Origin of the sequence: Minwuia sp. (genome assembly GCF_048263705.1) — a bacterium.
Taxonomy (GTDB): Bacteria; Pseudomonadota; Alphaproteobacteria; order Minwuiales; family Minwuiaceae; genus Minwuia.
Genome location: NZ_JBLXDV010000006.1, coordinates 98,721 through 117,301, shown reverse-complemented (window position 1 = coordinate 117,301; position 18,581 = coordinate 98,721). Strand labels below are relative to the sequence as shown.

Below are 18,581 nucleotides of genomic sequence, written 5' to 3'. Positions count from 1 at the left end.
GGGAACATCATGCAACGCAAGCCGGAAACGCTGGTCGAAGGTCTGAAGTTCGGGGAAGGGCCACGCTGGCGTGACGGCCGGCTCTGGTATTCGGACTTCTATGCCCATCACGTGCGCGCCGTCGATCTTGACGGGGCCGTCGAAACGATTGTCGAGGTACCCGGCCAGCCATCCGGACTGGGCTGGGATGCGGAGGGACGGCTGCTGATCGTGTCCATGCTGGACCGGCGGCTGCTCCGTTTCGACGATGGAAGCCTGAGCGAGGTTGCTGATCTGTCCGACCGGGTCTCGGCGCCCTGCAACGACATGGTCGTGGACGCCAAGGGGCGGGCATATATCGGCAATTTCGGGTTCGAGCGGCACAAGGGCCAGGATCCGAAAACCACCAGCATGTGGCGGGTCGATCCGGACGGCGCGGTGCACCGTGCTGCCGACGATCTGATGTTCCCGAACGGCACCGTGATCACGCCGGACGGAAGGGCGCTGGTCGTCGGCGAGACCTTCGCCGCGCGGCTGACGGCCTTCGATATTGCCGGGGACGGCAGCCTGTCGAACCGGCGTCTCTGGGCTGAAATGGAGGGCGGCGTGCCCGACGGAATCTGTCTGGACGCCGAAGGCGCGATCTGGGTCGCGGACCCGCGCGGCAACCGGGTGGTGCGGCTTCTGGAAGGCGGTCGCGTTACCGACGAGATCGGCTTCGGTGACCGGGGTGCCTATGCCTGCATGCTGGGCGGCCCGGACCGGAAACACCTGTTCATCATCACCAACATCGACAGCGGTCAGGCCGCAGCCGATGCCGGTGTCGGTGCGATCGAGGTCGTCGAGGTGGATGTCGCCGGGGCCGGGCTGCCCTGATCAGGCGGCCTCGCCGACGCGCCGGCGCTCCACCATGCCGAACAGGTCGCGCGGATCGTCCGGGTCGGCCAGCATGTCCAGCTGTTCGCTGAAGGCAGGATGCCGGGCGATCGTGTTGTGGATGAAGCGCAGCGCCGAGAAATCCTCGATGGCGAATCCGACGCTGTCGAACAGGGTGATCTGATCGTCCGACCGTCGGCCATGTGCCTCGCCGCGCATCACCTGCCAGAGTTCCGTCACGGCGAAATCGTCCGGCATCTGCTGGATCTCGCCCTCGATGCGGGTCTGGGGCGGGTATTCCACGAAGACGTCCGAACGCGACAGGATATCACGGTGCAGTTCCGTCTTCCCTGGGCAGTCGCCGCCGATGGCGTTGATATGGATCCCGCTGCCGACCATGTTGTCGGTCAGGATCGTGGCGTACTGCTTGTCGGCGGTACAGGTGGTGATGATCTGCGCGCCTTCCACGCATTCCATGGATGAATCGCAGGCCGTCACCTTCAGGCCGCTCGACCTGAGGTTCCTGACGGCTTTCGCGGTGGCCGCCGGATCGACGTCGTACAGGCGGACGTTCTCGATCCCACAGATCGCCTTGAAGGCGAGGGCCTGGAATTCGCACTGCGCACCGTTGCCGATCATGGCCATGGCGCGCGCGTTCTGCGGTGCCAGATATTTCCCGACCAGTGCCGAGGTCGCGGCGGTCCTGAGCGCCGTCAGCACCGTCATCTCGGTCAGCAGCAGCGGATAGCCGTTGCCTACATCGGCCAGCACGCCAAACGCCGTCACGGTCTGGAAGCCCTGCCTGGTGTTCTTCGGATGACCGTTCACGTACTTGAAACCATAGCGCTCGGCGTCTGCCGTCGGCATCAGTTCGATCACGCCCTCGGCGGAATGGGAGGCGACGCGGGGCGTCTTGTCGAACTCCTCCCAGCGCAGGAAATCGGCCTCGATGTAACTGGCCAGGTCGCGAATGACGTTCTCGATGCCCAGCGTGTTGACCAGCCGCATCATGTTGTCGACCGACACGAAGGGCACGAAGGCGAGATCGGAGGGGGCAGGATGGGACATCAGCGGTGGCTCCCGTATTCAGGGCGGAAAGTGAGATCGCGGCTGCGGCCATCCAGAATGCGCCGCCCGAACAGGCTGGCGGTCAGGTCGGTCATCAGCATCGCCGTGCGTCCGCGCTCGTCCAGGAACGGATTCAGTTCAACCAGATCGAGGGAGGTGACAAGGCCGCTGTCGGCCAGCATCTCGGTAATCAGATGCGCCTCGCGGAAGGTCGGTCCGCCGGGCACGGTCGTGCCCACGGCGGGGGCGATGGCGGGGTCCAGGAAGTCCACGTCGAAGCTGACGTGAAGCTGGCCGTTCTCCGCGGCAACCCGTTCGAGGAAGTGGCGCAACGGCGCGACGACGCCCCGTTCATCGATGGCACGCATGTCGATCACATCCATGCCCAGTTCCTGAATGCGCCGGGACTCCGCCGGATCGACCGAACGGATGCCCATCATCATGATGTGTTTCGGATCGACGGTTGCCGTCAGGGGCGGGAAGGATTCGAAGCCTTCGGCGCCGGTGAAATAGGCAACGGGGGTGCCGTGCAGGTTGCCGCTGGTGGTCGATCCCAGCGTGTGCAGGTCGGGGTGCGCGTCCAGCCAGAGCACGAACAGGGGCTGGCCATTGTCCGCCGCACGTCGCGCCATGGCCGGCACGGTGCCGCCCGACAGGCTGTGATCGCCGCCCAGAAAGATCGGCACGTCGCAATTGCTGCCGACACGATAGGCCGCCTCCGACAGGGTCCTGATCCAGTCCACGGTCTCGGCGAGGTTGTGCAGCACCGGGTTCGGGCTGCTGGGTTCCGGTCCGCGGTCGGGACCGATGTCCCCCAGATCGGTGACCTCCCATTCCAGCTGCTGCAGGACTTCCTCAAGCCCGGCCGTCCGCAGGGCTTCCGGCCCCATCTGGCAGCCCGGCAGGCCGGCCCCGGACTGGACCGGGGCACCGAGAAGGTGACAGGTTCGACTCATCTGATGCGCTCCCATGTATCTGTCGTTCAATGTCGGGCCTTTTCCTGATCCGTGGGAGGGGTAATATTGTGCAAACTCGTCAGATCACTTATCATTTTGATCAATCAAGAAAGCAATTTGAGGGATGCGGGAATCGAACTGACACAGACAGACCGGAAGCTGCTGGCGGAACTGAAGCACAATGCCCGCGCGTCGATCACGGAACTCGCTGCTGCCGTCGGCGTATCCAGAGCCACGGCCAAAGCGCGGCTGGAACGTCTGGTCGAGAGCGGAACCATCCGGCGCTTCACCATCGAAACCGATCTGGAAGACCGGCAGTCGATCCGCGCGATCTCGACCATCGAATTGCAGGGTTCCATGTCCCGGCAGGTGACGCGCGCCCTGCAGGCCATTCCCGAAATCGAGCAGCTCTACGCGACCAACGGATCCTGGGATCTGGTTGCCGAGATCAGTGCGGATTCACTGCCCGCGTTCGACCGCGTGCTGCGCCAGATCAGGGATACGCCCGGCGTGCTGAACAGCGAAACCAGCCTGCTGCTCAACCGGGCCTGATCGGCTTTGACCATGCCCGCCGTACTGGAGCAGCCTCTTCCCTGACTGAATCGCCGACTCCCGGACCGTCACCCCCGGTTTATCCCGGGGCCTTGCTGCGTATTCGGCCCGCGCGCCGTTCGCCGGGTCGTCCGCTGCCCCCGCACGGCGGGGGTGACTCTCTGTGCGTCTGGTCGTTTCGATCAGATGCGGGACCGCTCAAACAGTTGCTGCGGTCCATGGGCCTCATCGGCCGGTCCGCATGGCACCGTTCGCCGGGAGCGTCTAGATCAGCTTGCCGTTCTCATCGCGGGTTTCTGGGCCGCGGACACGGGCACGGCCGTCGCCGAAGTCGCCATCGCGTTCCTTCAGGGCCGCCTTCAGACCCTTTTCCTGGGCATTCTTGCGGAACGCCAGCGTGCCGGGCGCCAGGTGCCCGCGTGCATCGTTCTCGGCGGCGATGCGCTGCAGGGTGCGTCCGCCCATCAGTTCGATCCCCAGGTTGACGATGCGCTTGTTGGCGGCCAGCAGGTCCGGATCGATCTTCGACATGCGTGTCGCCAGTCCCTCGACCTCTGCCTCCAGCAGGTCGGCAGGCACCGATTTCAGCACCAGTCCGATCAGGGCGGCTTCCTCGCCGGTCACCGTGTCGCCCGTCAGCAGCAGGCGCTTGGCCCACTGGGGCCCACAGTTGTAGAGCCACATCTGGTTGGGCAGGGAGCCTAGGTCGCGGGCGGGCGGAAAGCCGATGGTCGCGTCGTCGGCGGCGATCACCATGTCGCAGAGCAGGGCGATGTCGGTGCCGCCTGCCAGGCAGTATCCGTGGACCTGGGCGATGGACGGCTTGTGCATGTCGAACAGCGCCATGCGCAGCCGCTGGCCCTGTTCCAGCCGCCAGATGTCGTCGTCGATGGTCGGGTTCGCATAGATCCCGCCGTTGCGATAGGTCTTGCCCTCGTCCGCGCCCGCAGCCGTGGCGTTGTACCCGGGCGTCAGGTCGTAGCCGGCGGAGAAAGACTTGCCCGCCCCGCGCAGGATCACGCAGTGCACGTCCTTGTCGTTGTCGGCTTCCCAGAGCGCGTCATGCATCTCCTTCAGCAGCGCGATCGACAGGGCATTGCGTTTCTCGGGCCGGTTCAGCGTGATCCGCGCCCGCCCGTCTTCCGTCTCATAGCTGATGTGTTCCTGTGACAGTGCCATGCTTCAGTCTCCCCTTTCGGGCAGAATAGGCCACCGCCACCGGCTAGCCAAACATGCGCAGGAACTTGACGACCATGCGGGTGCGGTCGGAGAACAGTTTCGGTGTGTAGTAGCTCCCGGCGGCGCGCTTGTTGACCTCGCCCAGCGTGGGGTAGGGGGCGATGAACCCGGCCATGTCCGACAGCTTCAGCCCCTTGCTGATGGCCAGCACCCAGGGGCCGATCAGTTCGCCCGCATGTACGCCGACGATGCCTGCGCCGATCGGCTTGCCCTTGTGGACGACGACCTTCACGCGGCCCTCGGTGCGGCGTTCGGCGCGCGCGCGGTCGTTCTCGTCGAAGCCCCATGTCAGGGTCTCGATGCTGTCGCCATGTTGCTTGCGGGCGTCGTCTTCCTGCATTCCGACCCACGCCAGTTCGGGATCGGTGTAGGTGACCCACGGGGTGGCGCTGGTGTCGTTGCTGACCGGCAGGCGGAACAGGGCGCTGCGGATCACCAGTCCGGCGTGATAGCCCGCGACATGGGTGAACTGCAGCCCGCCCGCGACATCGCCGATGGCATAGACCTTCCGGTTCGTCGTGCGCAGGCCCTTGTCCACCTTGATGCCGCGGTCGGTGAAATCAATTCCGGCCTTCGCCAGATCCAGGCCTTCCACGTTCGCCTTGCGACCGGCGGCGACCAGCAGGTGCGTGCCTTCGATGCGCTCCTCGGTGCCGCCCGCGTCTTCGAGCACGACGGCGGGACCGGGTTCGACCCGCGCGATGGAAACGCCTTCGCGGATGACGACACCGCTTTCGCGTACGCCATCCAGGGCGATGGATGCCAGCTCGGGGTCGTCCTTGCTAAAGGCCTTGCGGGCTTCCAGAACCGTGACCCGCGCGCCCAGGTTTGCGTGTGCCTGAGCCATTTCCATGCCGATCGGGCCGCCGCCGATGATGATCAGGTGACCGGGCAGTTCGCGGTTGTCGAACAGGGTTTCGTTGGTCAGATAATCGACCTGGTCCAGCCCGGGGATCGCCGGGGCGACGGGCGAGGAGCCTGTCGCAACCACGATGCGGCGCGCCTTGATGACGGTGTCGCCGGTCTGGACTTCGTTGGCGGACACGAAGCGCGCCTTGTCGCGGAAGACCTTCACGCCAAAGCCCTCGAACCGCTCCTGGCTGTCGTGGGGCTCGATCCCGGCGATCACGTCCCGAACGTGGTCGTTGACGCGGGCAAAATCGACCTTCGGCTCACCCATCTCGACACCGAACCGCGCGCTGCCCTTCCAGGCGCTGGCGTAGTGCCCCGCAGCCAGCAGCGATTTCGAGGGTACGCAGCCATAGTTCAGGCAGTCGCCACCCATCTTGCCGCCCTCGATCAGGACGGTCGGCGCGCCCATCTGTGCGGCCCCGGCAGCCACGCTCAGACCGCCGGATCCCCCGCCGATGATGCAGAGGTCTGTTTCTATGCGGTCGGTCATGCAACTGCTCCTGATGAAGTGGTGATGACAACCTAGCGGGCACCCCGCAAAATTGAAGCTCACTGTGGTTGACTTGGCTGTGACCGGCCAATATACACCGGCTCTCCGAACCTGCGGGCAAACCTGCGGGCGATACAATCATTCATCCAGGAGTGCCTGTCGTGAAGCGTACCTTTCAGCCGAGCAATCTTGTGCGTAAGCGCCGTCATGGCTTCCGCGCCCGCAAGGCGACTGTAGGTGGCCAGCGCATCCTGCGTGTTCGTCGCGCCAAGGGCCGCAAGAAACTGTCGGCCTGAGGGCTGGCACAATGCGGGTCGGCCGGTTGAAGAAGCGGGCCGATTTTCTCAGGCTCAGCCGCACCAGACTCAAGTCAGCGTCTACGGGACTGGTTCTGCAGGCTCAGCCCATGCCGGAACAGCTGGCCCAACCGGACGGAGAGAGCAGGCCTGACATGCGCGTCGGTTTCACCGCATCGAAGAAAGTCGGCAATGCGGTTCGCCGCAGCCGTGCGAAACGTCGCCTTCGCGCCATTACCGATTCCGTGCTGAAACGTCAGGCCGCACCCGATCATGATTACGTTCTGATTGCGCGCCCGGCGACAATAGATCGAAATTTCAGCGATCTGGAAGATGATCTTCATTTTTCACTGAAGCGTCTGGGGCTGCTGCGCGAAGGCCGTGCGTCGTGATCCGCCGCCTGCTGATCGCCATGTTGCAGATCCCGATCCGGTTCTACCGGTATGTGATTTCACCCTGGCTGGGACCGAACTGCCGCTATCAGCCGACATGTTCCGCCTACGCGCTGGAAGCGCTGGAGAAGCATGGGCCTTTGAAAGGCAGCTGGCTTGCCTTCCGCCGTGTGTCCCGGTGTCACCCGCTGGGCGGCCATGGTTTCGACCCCGTTCCCGAGCCCGCCGTCCGTCGGTCGGGCCTCCAAGACAACTGCTGAAGGATCGCGTTCCGAATGCCTGAACAACGCAATCTGCTGCTTGCCATCCTGATCTCGGTCGCGATCCTCTTCGGCTCGCAGTACTTCTTCGGACCCGATCCGGACCCCACGCCGCCTCAACAGGAGGCGCAGAACCAGCAGCCCGGCGCGAATGGCCCCGTGGTGCCTTCAACCGGCGTTCCGACGCCCAGCACGACGGGACTGCCGTCGCTGAACACGCCGCAGGATCGGGCCGCCGTCCTGGATTCATCCGACCGCATTGCCATACGGACCAGCCGGATGACGGGCTCGATCCGCCTGCAGGGCGCGCGCTTTGACGACATCACGCTGACGGATTACCACCAGACCGTCGATCCGGCGTCGCCGCCGGTGGAACTGTTCAATCCGGCAAATGCTCCGACGCCCTATTTCGCCGAGGTCGGCTGGCTGATCGGCGGCCAGGGGATCACCGCGCCCGGCCCCGACACGGTCTGGCAGGCCGACGGCGACACGCTGTCCGAGGACACGCCGGTCACGCTGACCTGGGACAACGGCGAAGGCCTGACCTTCACGCAGCGGTTCGAGGTTGACGAGAACTTCATGTTCTCGATCACGCACTCGGTCCGGAACGCGCGTGGCGAACCCGTGACCGTCTATCCCTATGGCCGCGTGCGGCGGCTGGGAACGCCCGAGATCAGCGACTTCTTCATCCTGCACGAAGGGCCGCTGGGCGTCTTCGAGAAGAAGATGGAACTCGACTATTCCGATCTGCGCGATGAAGCCGACGGCGTGATCGAAGAGAGTTCGCCCGGCGGCGGCTGGATCGGGATTTCCGACAAGTACTGGATGGCCGCGCTGATTCCGGAACAGCAGCCCGGCTTCAAAGGCGGTTTCCGTCACTGGGCGGAACGGGGCGTCGACAAGTATCAGGTGGACTTCGTGGCGGACGGGCTGGTGGTGCAGCCTGGGGCGTCGGAATCGAGCAAAACCCTGCTGTTCGCGGGCGCCAAGGAAGTCGATCTGATCTCCGGATACGAGGAGTTTCTCGGTATCAAGCTTTTCGACAAGGCCATCGACTGGGGCTGGTTCGAATTCCTCACCCGTCCCTTCTTCCACGCCATCGATTTCTTCTATTCGCTGTTGGGGAATTTCGGACTGGCGATCATTGCCGTCACCTTCGTCGTGAAGTTCCTGTTCCTGCCGCTGGCCTGGAAGTCCTACGTGTCCATGGCCAAGATGCGCTCCCTGCAGCCGGAGATGGTGAAGCTGCGCGAGCGCTATCCCGACGACAAGATGAAGCTGCAGCAGGAGATGATGGCGCTCTACAAGAAGAACAAGGTGAATCCGGTGTCCGGGTGTTTGCCGATCCTGTTGCAGATCCCGGTGTTCTTCGCGCTCTACAAGGTGCTGTTCGTGACCATCGAGATGCGCCACGCGCCGTTCTATGGCTGGATCAACGATCTGTCGGCGCCCGACCCGACGAACCTGTTCGAACTGTTCGGGCTGATCCCCTGGGATACGCCGGAACTGCTGCATCTCGGCGTCTGGCCGATCCTGATGGGTCTGTCGATGTTTGCGCAACAGAAGATCAACCCGCAGCCGCCTGATCCGATGCAGGCCCGGATCATGATGATGCTGCCGATCGTGTTCACCTTCTTCCTGGCGCGGTTCCCGGCGGGCCTGGTGATCTACTGGACGGTGAACAACCTGCTTTCGATCGCGCAGCAGTATTTCATCATGCGCCGCACGAACGCGAAGCTGACCACCGCGAAGACCGGTGACTGACGACCAGCCGGACATCGAAGAAGGCCGTTTGCTGTTCGCGGCGGAATGCCGCTTCCTGCTGAGCGTCGCGCACCTGCAGCAGCTGCCCGGCACTGAACTGCCGGAAGTGGCCTTCATCGGTCGTTCCAATGTGGGGAAGTCGAGCCTGATCAACGCGCTGACCGGGCGCAAGGCGCTGGCCAAGACGTCCAACACGCCGGGCCGGACCCAGCAGTTGAACTTCTTCGACCTCGACGGCCGCCTGATGCTGGTCGATCTGCCCGGCTATGGCTTCGCCAAGGCACCGAAGGCGGCCGTGGAGGCCTGGACGCGCCTGATCAGGGCCTATCTCAAGGGCCGGCCCAACCTGATGCGGATCAATCTGCTGATTGATTCGCGGCACGGGATCAAGGAATCGGACGAGGACTTCATGTCGATGCTCGACAAGGCCGCCGTGGTCTATCAGGTGGTGCTGACCAAGACCGACAAGCTGAAGTCCGGGCAACTGGAGAAGCTGCTGGCGGCGACCGGGGAGCGGCTGCGTCCGCACGTGGCCGCCTATCCGAAACTGTTCGCGACCAGCAGCGAGAAGGGCGACGGTATCGCCGAACTGCGTGCGGAACTGGCAATGCTGGCGACATCCCCCGCTCAGAGGTTATAACGGCGCACAAGAAACGAGCCGGGGGGATTCGCACCGTGAACGACGAACTGATGAAGAAGGCCGCCACACTGCAGGAGGCGTTGCCCTATCTCCGCCGGTTCTCGGGCGAAATCTTCGTGATCAAGTATGGCGGCCACGCCATGGGCAATGACGATCTTGCCAGGGCCTTCGCCGAGAATATCGTCCTGCTGAAGCAGGTGGGCATTCACCCGGTTATCGTCCACGGCGGCGGACCGCAGATCGGTGCCATGCTGGAGCGGCTGGAAATCGTCAGCGAGTTCATCGATGGGCTGCGCATCACGGACCGCAAGACGGTCGACGTCGTGGAGATGGTGCTGGCCGGATCGATCAACAAGCAGATCGTCTCGTCGATTCAGCAGGCGGGCGGCATGGCCATCGGCCTGTCGGGCAAGGACGGCAACCTGATCCAGGCCCGAAAGCTCACCCGGTCGAAACGCGATCCGGATTCCAACATCGAACGCATCCTCGACCTGGGATTCGTAGGCGAGCCGCGCCACATCAACCCCGATATCTTCAACGCCATCGATCTGGATTCGCTGATCCCCGTGATCGCGCCCATCGGTGTGGGAAAGAACGGCGAAACCTACAACATCAACGCGGACTCGGCGGCAGGCGCCATTGCGTCGGCGCTGGGCGCGGCGAAGCTGATCATGCTGACGGACGTGGCCGGGGTGCTCGACAAGTCGGGCAAGCTGGTGCCCGTCCTGACACCGAAAGATGTCCTGGTGATGCAGGCGGAAGGCACCATCACCGGCGGGATGATCCCGAAGATCGAGACCTGCCTGGACGCCGTCAAGGCGGGCGTCGGATCCGCCACCATTCTGGACGGTCGGGTCGAGAACGTCGTTCTGCTGGAGACCTTCACCGAGCATGGCGTGGGCACCATGATCCGCCGCGAGGACACGCTGACCGAAGAGAGTTGAAAGATGCGGCTTGAGGGATCCTGTCACTGCAAGGCGGTCCGTTTCACGGTTGAGAGCCGCCACTCGTATCCGTTCAATGTCTGCTACTGCGGTATCTGCCGCAAACTGAACGGGGGCGGGGGCGCGGCGATCAATCTGGGCGCCGACTTCGATACGCTCACGGTGGAGGGCGGAGAAAACCTGAAGGTCTATCGCGCACGACTTGAAGACGACGACACCGGAAACGTCAGTTTCTCAAACGCCGAGCGGAATTTCTGCGTGGCGTGCGGCACACACCTCTGGCTCTGGGATTCCCGCTGGCCGGACCAGCTTCATCCGCTGGCCGCCGTGATCGACACGCCCTTGCCCACACCGCCGGAACGCACACACCTGATGGTCGATTTCAAGCCGGACTGGGTGCATCTGTCACCGGGCCCTGACGACAGGGTCCACGGCCGCTATCCTGACGAAAGCATTGCAGCCTGGCACGACCGACTCGGGTTGAGTGGGTGACAGGGTCTACCTGATGTCACCCGGATCGTGGTGCGTGTCCAGATCGCGGAAGATGGTGAATTCGGGTTCGAAGAATATATCGACCGTGCCGGTCGGGCCATGGCGCTGTTTGCCGATGATGCATTCGGCGCGGTTGTAGATCGCGGCCATCTTTTCCTGCCACTTCTCGACCTCGGCGAAATTCTCCTCGTCCGGCTTGTCCTTCTGCGCGTAATAGGCCTCGCGATAGACGAACATCACCACGTCGGCGTCCTGCTCGATGGAGCCAGATTCGCGCAGATCCGAAAGCTGGGGCCGCTTGTCGTCGCGCTGTTCGACCTGCCGCGAGAGCTGTGACAGGGCGAGCACGGGCACATTCAGTTCCTTGGCGACGGCCTTCAGGCCCTGTGTGATCTCGGTGATCTCCTGCACGCGGTTTTCGGTCCGCTTCTGGCCGGAGGGGCGCATCAACTGGATATAGTCGATGATGATCAGCCCGAGACCATGCTGACGCTTCAGCCGGCGGGCGCGGGAACGGAGCTGCGCGATCGATATGGCGGGTGTGTCGTCGATGAAGAGGGGCAGGTCGTTCAGTTCCTGCGTGGCGGGCACGACCTGATTCATGAAGGCGGACTTGTCGATCCGCCCGGTGCGCAGATCATTGGAACTGATCCGCGTCTGCTCGGAGACGATACGCGTCGCCAGCTGCTCGCGGCTCATTTCCAGGCTGAACACGCCGACCACGGCACCCTCGGCATCGACGATGTCGCCTGCCTCATTGTAGATCGGACGATAGGCACGGGCGGCATTCAGGGCGATGGTCATCGCCAGGGCCGACTTGCCCATGCCCGGACGTCCGGCGAGGATCAGCAGGTCGGTGCGATGCAGCCCGCCCAGCCTCTGGTCCAGATCGCGCAGCCCCGTGGTCACGCCGACGAGCTGGCCCTCGCGCTTGTAAGCGGCCTCGATCCGGTCAAGGCTCTCGCCGATGGCGACCTTGAAGGACCGGAAGTCGTTCTTGGCCTCGCCGGCCTCGGCGAGCGTGTACAGCCGGGACTCCGCATCCTCGATCTGTGCGGTGGCGCCGTCCGTCAGGTCGGCGGTCCGCCCGCGTTCGGCCATGTCCTCGCTCAGCAGGATGATCTCCCGGCGCAGGAACAGGTCGTAGAGAATGCGCGCATATTCCTCGGCGCGGATGATGTTCACTGCGCGCGCCGTCAGGTCGACCAGATAGCCGGGCCCGCCGAGTTCGGCGATGGCCGCGTCCTGTTCGAACCGCATCTTCAGGGTCACGGGGTTGGCCAGTTCACCGCGCTCAATCAGCGTCAGGATGGCTTCATAGATGCGCCCGTGCAGGGGCTGGAAGAAATGCTCCGGCTTCAGGAAATCCAGCACCCGCGAGGCGGTGTCGTTGTTGTAAAGCAGCGCGCCGAGAAGCTGTTGTTCTGCTTCCAGATTGTGCGGCAGGACCTTGGGCGTCTCGGTCTCGGATGCGACGTCCGGCGTGTCACCGGGGAAGGGGGCAATGTTGTCTGACATGATGGGTGCAGACTAGCACAAGGTGCCCCTGGACGGGTTTCAATTCAGTCTCTGAAACGACTGTCCCCGCTGTTGAAAGCGGGGACAGATTTATCCACAGGTGGATGGTTGTGTGGATGACCGGTATCTGGCTCAGGTCTTCGTTTCGTCGACCTTCTCCTCATCGCGGAACGTTTCGCGCACCGATTCCACGGCATCCCCGACCGCTTCCTTGAAGGCATCCCAGGTGTCGGCCGTGGCCTCACCGGCGGCTTCCAGCTGCTCGGCGATCGAATCGCGGAGTTTTTCCAGCCGCGAAATCTCCTCGCTGTTCTCCGCCTTGATCTCGTCGGTCGCTTCCTCCGATTCCGCGGTCAGCTTCTCGATCTGGCGGTCGATCGCGGCGATCATGTCGCGGCCGGCTGCGATGGCCGCGTCCTTCTGTTCAACCGTGAAATCCTTGAAATTTTCCCATGACTGTTCGACCTGCTCGCTGAAGGTCATGTCGTCCTGCGTTTTGGTCTGGCTTTCCGCAGATGCGCCCACCGGCATCAGAAGAGAGGCGGCGAGGGCCGCTGCGGCGAAGGTCATCTTTTTCTTGATCATTTTTTCCGTTCCTTCCGGTTGCTACAGGCCGGATATGGGAAGCGGAAAAACGGTTTCCAGAACCTCTGCGGCCAAATAGATCAGCCCCGGAGGTTCCGGGTGCCCGGTCCGTCAGCGCACCTTGCCGGCGGCATAGATGCGGTTGTGGGTGGGGCTGATGACCAGTTCGTTGATGCACACGTGCGGCGGCAGGCCGGCCAGATAGCCGATGACATCGCCCATGTCGGCCATCTGGACCATTTTCTTCTTCTCCTCCAGCGACGGCGGAACCGGGCGCGCTTCCATGATGGGGGTGTAGACCTCTCCCGGACAGAGCGCCGTGCAGCGAATCCCGTTCTCGCCTTCCTCCATGTTGATCAACTCGTTCATGGCGCTGACGGCATGCTTGGCGGCGTTGTAGGCGGCACCGGCCAGATAGGCGGGCCAGCGTCCGGCCCATGACGACACGTTGATGATCAGCCCGCCGCCCTGGGCCCGCATGATCGGCAGCATGGGATGAATGCAGTGAAAGACGCCATTCACGTCCACATCGATCACCTTTCGCCAGTCCGCCACGGTCAGCACATCGGTATGGCGGTCCTTCACGTTCAGTCCGGCGTTGGCAACCAGAACATCGAGCCGGCCGAACCTGTCGTTGATGCGCCCGGCCACGGCGGCGCAGGCGTCCGAATCGGCGACATCCAGCGGCTCGATGATGCAGGTGCCGCCCGCCGCTTCGATCTGGCTGGCCGTGTCTTCCAGCGGTTCCCTGCGCCGGCCACTGACGATCACCGTGTAGCCGCGTCTTGCAAGGTCCAGCGCCCCCGCCTGTCCGATGCCCGTTCCGGCACCGGTTACCCATGCTGTCTTCACGTCCGTCATCCAATCCTCCCCAGTCTGACTGGCTGACAGGATAGGGCGGTTGGCGGGGAATGCTACAGGTCGAGAATCAGCCGCGGTATCCGGCGTCCGGCGATGGACCCGGACGGCGCACTGCCGGTCTGCCGCGCACCCATTTTCAGATAGAAGGGCAGCGCATTCGGATCGGCATCGATGCGCAGGCCGGAAGCGCCGGTCTTCCTGGCGGCTTCGACCAGGGCCTGAAAGATCACCTTGCCCGCGCCTTTGCCGATGTGGGCCGGCTCGACGAACATGTCGCAGACTTCCAGAACGCCTTCATCCCAGGCCAGTCCGCCCATGCCAAGGATCCTGCCGGACTCGTCTTCAAGCAGCAGGATCATCCGTTCGGTAATCAGCGCCGGCGTCAGGGTCAATTCATCGACGCAGGCGGCCATGAAGTCTTCCGAATAGCCCCAGTGCGCCTTGGATCTCAGGGCGAGGTCGGTCAGTTGCGCGTGTTCGTCAGGACGGGCGGGGCGGACTCCCATGACGCCTGTTCCAACCTCCAGACAGAAAAAAGGCGGGTTCACCAGGAACCCGCCGAGTCTAACAGGGAGGCTTCACGTCTCAAGAGACGTCGGACAACGTTCGACAGGGAGGCGCCGAAGGTTGCCCGTCGATATTGCGATGCAACATCTGATGACCGAGATTTAGTGCCGGGGACTGGTGAAATAAAGTGATACAGGCAGACTTTTGCCATGCGTCACACGCATGTCTTCAAGTTATTGATTTAATAGATGAAATTTTTAATGCAAAAGCATTGATCAGCAGATGTAACAATTTTGCATCAGTTAGAACTGTGTCTCATTCACTTTCCGGATCAGGAAGTCGCGGAAAACGCCGATGCGCTTGGAATTCCGCAACTCTTCCGGATAGACGAAATAGGTATCGAAGCTCGGTCCGGCGACCTCGTCGAGAACGCGTACGGCCTGGCTCTGATCCTGAACGATATAGTCGGGCAGGGCAGCGATCCCCAGACCGCTCTCGACGGCCAGAAGCAGGCCGTAGACATTGTTCACGGTCAGCACGGGTTCGCGCGGCCGGTCCGGCGAGGCGCCAAGCTCTATGGTCCAGTTGCTGGCGGGGACGGGACTCTGCATGTCCGCGCCGTAGGTGATCAGGTCGTGCTTGTCCAGATCCTCGGCGCGCTTCGGCATGCCGCGCCGCTTGATGTATTCAGGCGACGCGTAGAGGTGAAAATTCACCGCCATCAGCTTGCGTTGAATCAGATCGGGCTGGGTTGGCGGCCAGAGCTTGATGGCGATGTCCGCCTCGCGCATCGTCAGATCGACCTCGCCGTCGGTCAGGACCAGATGCACCGAGATGTCGGGATAGGCCTCGATGAACTCGCGGATGCGCGGGGTCAGCCAGGTGGAGCCAAGGCCGACCGTCGTCGACACCGTCAGATCGCCGCGCGGTTTCTCCTTCGCATCGGTCAGCATGGCCTCGGCCATGGCAAGCTTGGAGAAAACCTCGCGCGCCGTCTTGTAGAGCAACTCGCCCTGTTCGGTGAGGATCAGGCCGCGGGCGTGGCGGCGGAAGAGCGTTGTACGCAGACTGTCCTCAAGCGCGCTGACCTGCCGGCTGACCGCCGACTGACTCAGGTTCAGCAACTCCCCGGCATGCGTGAAGCTTCCCGCGTCGGCGACGGTGTGAAATATGCGCAGCTTGTCCCAGTCCATAGGGCGAAAATATCCGCCGCACCGAAATCGACAAGCAAAAAGCGAAGCTTATGGTCAGTTTGACTGAAAAACGATCAGTCGGCGGCTTCGGCCATTTCCGCTTCGGCAAGAAATTTCTCGGCTTCCAGCGCGGCCATGCAGCCCGTCCCGGCCGCCGTGACGGCCTGACGGTAGATCTTGTCCTGCACGTCGCCCGACGCAAAAACGCCGGTGACGCTGGTCGTTGTGGAACCGGGACGGGTCAGGATATATCCCTCCTGATCCATGTCGATCTGCCCCTTGAACAGCGACGTGTTCGGATCGTGCCCGATGGCGATGAAGACGCCGTGCATCGGTATCTCGCGCGTCTGATCGGTCTTGACGTTTCTCAGACGCACGCCGGTGACGCCGAGCGGATCGGTATCGCCCAGCACCTCGTCCAGCACATGGTCCCAGACCACTTCGATCTTCGGGTGTTCCAGCACCCGCGTGGTCAGGATGTGCTCGGCTTTCAGCGAATCGCGGCGGTGCACCAGCCAGACCTTGGATGCGAAATTGGTCAGGAACAGGGCTTCCTCGGCCGCCGTGTTGCCGCCGCCGACGACGCAGACTTCCTTGCCCCGGTAGAAGAAGCCGTCGCAGGTCGCGCAGGCCGACACACCGAAACCCTGGAACTTCTGCTCGCTGGGCAGGCCCAGCCACTTGGCGGACGCGCCTGTCGAGATGATCAGGCTGTCGGCGACGTAGGTATTGCCGCCATCGCCTTTGGCGGTGAAGGGCCGCCTGGACAGATCGATATCGGCGACGATGTCATGGATGATCCGTGTACCGACATTGGCCGCCTGCTTTTCCATCTGCTCCATCAGCCAGGGCCCCTGGATGACGTCGGCGAACCCCGGGTAATTCTCGACGTCGGTCGTGATGGTCAGCTGACCGCCGGGCTGGATACCATGGACCATCACCGGTTCAAGCCCGGCCCGCGCGGCATAGATGGCGGCGGTGCATCCCGCAGGACCGGAGCCGATGATCAGTACTTTTGTCGCGATTGTTTCGGCCATGGGTCTGTCCTGCGTTGATCGGTGAGACGCACCTATTTCGTCAGACCGCCCGACATGTCAAGTTCGCGGCGATCAAGTCCGGGAGAGTATCATGGATATCGACGAATTCCGCAGCCATGCGCACCAGATGGTGGACTGGATGGCCGACTATCTCTCCGGCATCGAGAAACGCCCGGTGCGCGCGCAGACGGCACCGGGCGAGATTGCCTCGGCACTGCCCGCGACAGCACCGCAGGCGGGCGAGCCGATGCAGCAGATCATGGCGGATTTCCAGCGTGACATCCTGCCCGGCGTCACGCACTGGCAGCACCCGTCCTTCTTCGCCTATTTCCCGGCGAACTCCAGCCCGCCGTCGGTACTGGCCGAGATGCTGACGGCGACCATCGGCGCGCAGTGCATGCTGTGGCAGACGTCCCCCGCCGCGACCGAGATGGAGACCCGTGTCCTGGACTGGCTGCGCCGGATGATCGGTCTCGACGAAGGCTTCACCGGCGTGATCCAGGATTCGGCTTCCGGCGCCATCCTCTGCGCGCTGCTGACCGCGCGCGAGAAGGCGACGGGATTCGACAGCAACGAGAACGGGCTGAGCGGCGGGCCGGAACTGGTCGCCTACTGCTCATCGGAAACCCACACGTCGACCGAGAAGGGCGCGAAGATCGCCGGCTACGGTCGCCGCAACGTGCGCAAGATCCCGGTGGACGAGACCTTCGCCATTGTCCCGGAAGCTCTGGAAGCCGCTGTTCTGGAAGACAAGGCGGCGGGGCGCGTGCCCGCCTGCGTCGTCGCCTCGCTGGGCGCGACCGGCGTGGGCGCCATCGATGACATCAGGGCCGTCGGCGACATCTGCAGACGCCACGGCATCTTCTTCCATGTCGATGCCGCATGGGCCGGGTCCGCGCTGATCCTGCCGGAATATCGCTGGATGCTGGAAGGACAGGAGACGATCGACAGTCTGGTCTTCAATCCGCACAAGTGGCTGCTGACCAACTTCGACTGCGCGGCCCACTACGTCCGCGACCCGGAGGCGCTGATCCGCACCTTCGCCATCGATGCGACCTACCTGCAAAGCCGCGAGACCGGGCAGGTGATCGACTATCGGGACTGGGGCGTGCCGCTGGGACGGCGATTCCGCGCGCTGAAGCTCTGGTTCGTGCTGCGCAGCTATGGCGTCGAGGGCCTGCAGGCGTTCCTGCGGGGGCATATCGCCCTGGCCGAGACGCTGGAGGCGAGGATTGCGGCAGAGCCGGATTTCGAACTGGTCGCGCCGCGCGTCCTCTCGCTTTTGAATTTCCGCTACGCGCCGTCCGGTCCGGACGAGGAAGCTGTCGATGGCCTGAACGAGCGTCTGCTGAACGCGCTAAACGATTCCGGCGAAGCCTATGTCACACCGAACCGGGTGCATGGCCGCTACGCCATTCGCATCGCGATCGGTCAGGCGCGCACCGAAGCCCGCCACATTGAGGCGGCGTGGGAACTGATCAGGAAGACGGCGCGATCCCTGTAGGTGCGCGTTACCTTTGGTCGGTCCGAAGCACAGTTCGTCACCCCCGCCCTGTGCGGGGGCAATGAGCTGATCACGAACCATGCGCGCGCCGGATCGTCGGAAGGGCCTCCGGACAAGCCGCGGGTGACAGTCGGAGCGTTGGCGATTCAGTCAAGGACTGGACTGAACCAGCGGCTGTCAGGGCGTCGGGCCCCAGGGGGCGTTCAGCATCAGCTGGTTTTCCTGGGTGAGGACCAGCGGGCGGAACTTGCCCGCGAACTTCATGAACTCGTCGTCGGAGAACACCCCGGCCCAGAAGGCGCGGCGGTCGGCGTCGTCATCGAACTTCCAGATGTGGATGATCTTGTTCATCGCGCCGACATCGCCGGTGAAATAGCCGACCAGCTTTTCCGGATGCTTCTGCAGGGCAGGCCAGCCGATGGTCTTGTAGAGCTCGACGGCCTCGCCAAGCTTGCCGGTGTGAAGCGTATAGGTGCGGAGTTCGTAGATCGGCATGCGGTCCTCCCGGGACTCGGT

At 63.4% G+C, this 18,581-nt stretch carries 21 protein-coding genes; 10 read left to right on the top strand and 11 right to left on the bottom strand.

Annotated elements, in window-relative coordinates:
• Positions 1-6: 6 nt before the first annotated feature.
• Complete coding sequence (locus ACN0X7_RS10565) at positions 7-855, top strand: SMP-30/gluconolactonase/LRE family protein (RefSeq protein ID WP_417517212.1); 849 nt, start codon at positions 7-9, stop codon at positions 853-855.
• Here ACN0X7_RS10565 and ACN0X7_RS10560 read toward each other — a convergent pair whose 3' ends face one another.
• The gene (locus ACN0X7_RS10560; RefSeq protein WP_417516930.1) at positions 856-1,923 is read right to left on the bottom strand and encodes an ornithine cyclodeaminase; all 1,068 of its coding nucleotides are present in this window, start codon (positions 1,921-1,923) and stop codon (positions 856-858) included.
• Positions 1,923-2,879 carry an arginase gene (rocF, locus tag ACN0X7_RS10555; RefSeq protein ID WP_417516928.1) on the bottom strand — a complete coding sequence of 319 codons (957 nt, stop codon included), beginning with the start codon at positions 2,877-2,879 and terminating at the stop codon, positions 1,923-1,925. Before rocF ends, ACN0X7_RS10560 begins: the two co-directional genes overlap by 1 nt.
• Before the next feature lie 117 nt (positions 2,880-2,996).
• Between rocF and ACN0X7_RS10550 the strand changes: the two genes are divergently transcribed.
• Positions 2,997-3,431, top strand: coding sequence for an Lrp/AsnC family transcriptional regulator (locus tag ACN0X7_RS10550; protein WP_417516926.1), 435 nt, complete (start codon positions 2,997-2,999; stop codon positions 3,429-3,431).
• 264 nt (positions 3,432-3,695) lie between these two features.
• Here ACN0X7_RS10550 and ACN0X7_RS10545 read toward each other — a convergent pair whose 3' ends face one another.
• Together ACN0X7_RS10545 and ACN0X7_RS10540 are read right to left on the bottom strand one after the other, a co-directional pair.
• A complete protein-coding gene (locus tag ACN0X7_RS10545; RefSeq protein ID WP_417516924.1) occupies positions 3,696-4,610 on the bottom strand; it encodes a crotonase/enoyl-CoA hydratase family protein in 915 nt (304 codons plus the stop codon).
• A gap of 43 nt (positions 4,611-4,653) precedes the next feature.
• Positions 4,654-6,072: a dihydrolipoyl dehydrogenase family protein gene (locus ACN0X7_RS10540; protein ID WP_417516922.1), complete on the bottom strand. Its 1,419-nt coding sequence runs from the start codon at positions 6,070-6,072 to the stop codon at positions 4,654-4,656.
• Between the two features lie 161 nt (positions 6,073-6,233).
• Between ACN0X7_RS10540 and rpmH the strand changes: the two genes are divergently transcribed.
• Genes rpmH through ACN0X7_RS10505 form a run of 7 tightly spaced genes read left to right on the top strand, consistent with a single transcriptional unit; the run spans position 6,234 to position 10,860 of the window.
• Complete coding sequence (gene rpmH, locus ACN0X7_RS10535; protein WP_417516920.1) at positions 6,234-6,368, top strand: 50S ribosomal protein L34; 135 nt, start codon at positions 6,234-6,236, stop codon at positions 6,366-6,368.
• Positions 6,369-6,379: 11 nt separating this feature from the next.
• The gene (gene rnpA / locus ACN0X7_RS10530) at positions 6,380-6,760 is read left to right on the top strand and encodes a ribonuclease P protein component (protein ID WP_417516918.1); all 381 of its coding nucleotides are present in this window, start codon (positions 6,380-6,382) and stop codon (positions 6,758-6,760) included.
• 20 nt (positions 6,761-6,780) lie between these two features.
• On the top strand, positions 6,781-7,020 hold the full coding sequence (gene yidD / locus ACN0X7_RS10525; RefSeq protein ID WP_417517210.1) for a membrane protein insertion efficiency factor YidD: 240 nt from the start codon (positions 6,781-6,783) through the stop codon (positions 7,018-7,020).
• A 15-nt stretch (positions 7,021-7,035) separates the two neighbouring features.
• Positions 7,036-8,784, top strand: a complete 1,749-nt coding sequence (gene yidC / locus ACN0X7_RS10520; RefSeq protein ID WP_417516916.1) for a membrane protein insertase YidC — start codon at positions 7,036-7,038, stop codon at positions 8,782-8,784.
• Positions 8,777-9,424, top strand: a complete 648-nt coding sequence (gene yihA / locus ACN0X7_RS10515; protein ID WP_417516914.1) for a ribosome biogenesis GTP-binding protein YihA/YsxC — start codon at positions 8,777-8,779, stop codon at positions 9,422-9,424. Before yidC ends, yihA begins: the two co-directional genes overlap by 8 nt.
• 50 nt (positions 9,425-9,474) lie before the next feature.
• Positions 9,475-10,368: an acetylglutamate kinase gene (argB, locus tag ACN0X7_RS10510; protein ID WP_417517208.1), complete on the top strand. Its 894-nt coding sequence runs from the start codon at positions 9,475-9,477 to the stop codon at positions 10,366-10,368.
• 3 nt (positions 10,369-10,371) lie between these two features.
• Positions 10,372-10,860, top strand: coding sequence for a GFA family protein (locus ACN0X7_RS10505; protein ID WP_417516912.1), 489 nt, complete (start codon positions 10,372-10,374; stop codon positions 10,858-10,860).
• 6 nt (positions 10,861-10,866) lie between these two features.
• Here ACN0X7_RS10505 and ACN0X7_RS10500 read toward each other — a convergent pair whose 3' ends face one another.
• From ACN0X7_RS10500 to trxB, 6 genes are all read right to left on the bottom strand, one after another.
• On the bottom strand, positions 10,867-12,378 hold the full coding sequence (locus ACN0X7_RS10500; RefSeq protein WP_417516910.1) for a replicative DNA helicase: 1,512 nt from the start codon (positions 12,376-12,378) through the stop codon (positions 10,867-10,869).
• Between the two features lie 132 nt (positions 12,379-12,510).
• Positions 12,511-12,963 carry a hypothetical protein gene (locus ACN0X7_RS10495; protein WP_417516908.1) on the bottom strand — a complete coding sequence of 151 codons (453 nt, stop codon included), beginning with the start codon at positions 12,961-12,963 and terminating at the stop codon, positions 12,511-12,513.
• A 111-nt stretch (positions 12,964-13,074) separates the two neighbouring features.
• Complete coding sequence (locus ACN0X7_RS10490; RefSeq protein WP_417516906.1) at positions 13,075-13,824, bottom strand: SDR family oxidoreductase; 750 nt, start codon at positions 13,822-13,824, stop codon at positions 13,075-13,077.
• 53 nt (positions 13,825-13,877) lie between these two features.
• Entirely contained in the window at positions 13,878-14,330 is a 453-nt protein-coding gene (locus ACN0X7_RS10485) for a GNAT family N-acetyltransferase (protein WP_417516904.1), read from the bottom strand.
• A 303-nt stretch (positions 14,331-14,633) separates the two neighbouring features.
• Positions 14,634-15,524: a LysR family transcriptional regulator gene (locus tag ACN0X7_RS10480; protein ID WP_417516902.1), complete on the bottom strand. Its 891-nt coding sequence runs from the start codon at positions 15,522-15,524 to the stop codon at positions 14,634-14,636.
• A gap of 74 nt (positions 15,525-15,598) precedes the next feature.
• Positions 15,599-16,561 (bottom strand): thioredoxin-disulfide reductase, encoded by a 963-nt coding sequence (gene trxB, locus ACN0X7_RS10475; RefSeq protein ID WP_417516900.1) that lies wholly within the window; start codon positions 16,559-16,561, stop codon positions 15,599-15,601.
• 91 nt (positions 16,562-16,652) lie between these two features.
• Between trxB and ACN0X7_RS10470 the strand changes: the two genes are divergently transcribed.
• Positions 16,653-18,065, top strand: a complete 1,413-nt coding sequence (locus ACN0X7_RS10470; protein ID WP_417516898.1) for a pyridoxal phosphate-dependent decarboxylase family protein — start codon at positions 16,653-16,655, stop codon at positions 18,063-18,065.
• Between the two features lie 177 nt (positions 18,066-18,242).
• Here the strand turns inward: ACN0X7_RS10470 and ACN0X7_RS10465 are convergent, their stop codons facing one another.
• Positions 18,243-18,560, bottom strand: coding sequence for an NIPSNAP family protein (locus tag ACN0X7_RS10465; RefSeq protein WP_417516896.1), 318 nt, complete (start codon positions 18,558-18,560; stop codon positions 18,243-18,245).
• Positions 18,561-18,581 lie beyond the last annotated feature (21 nt).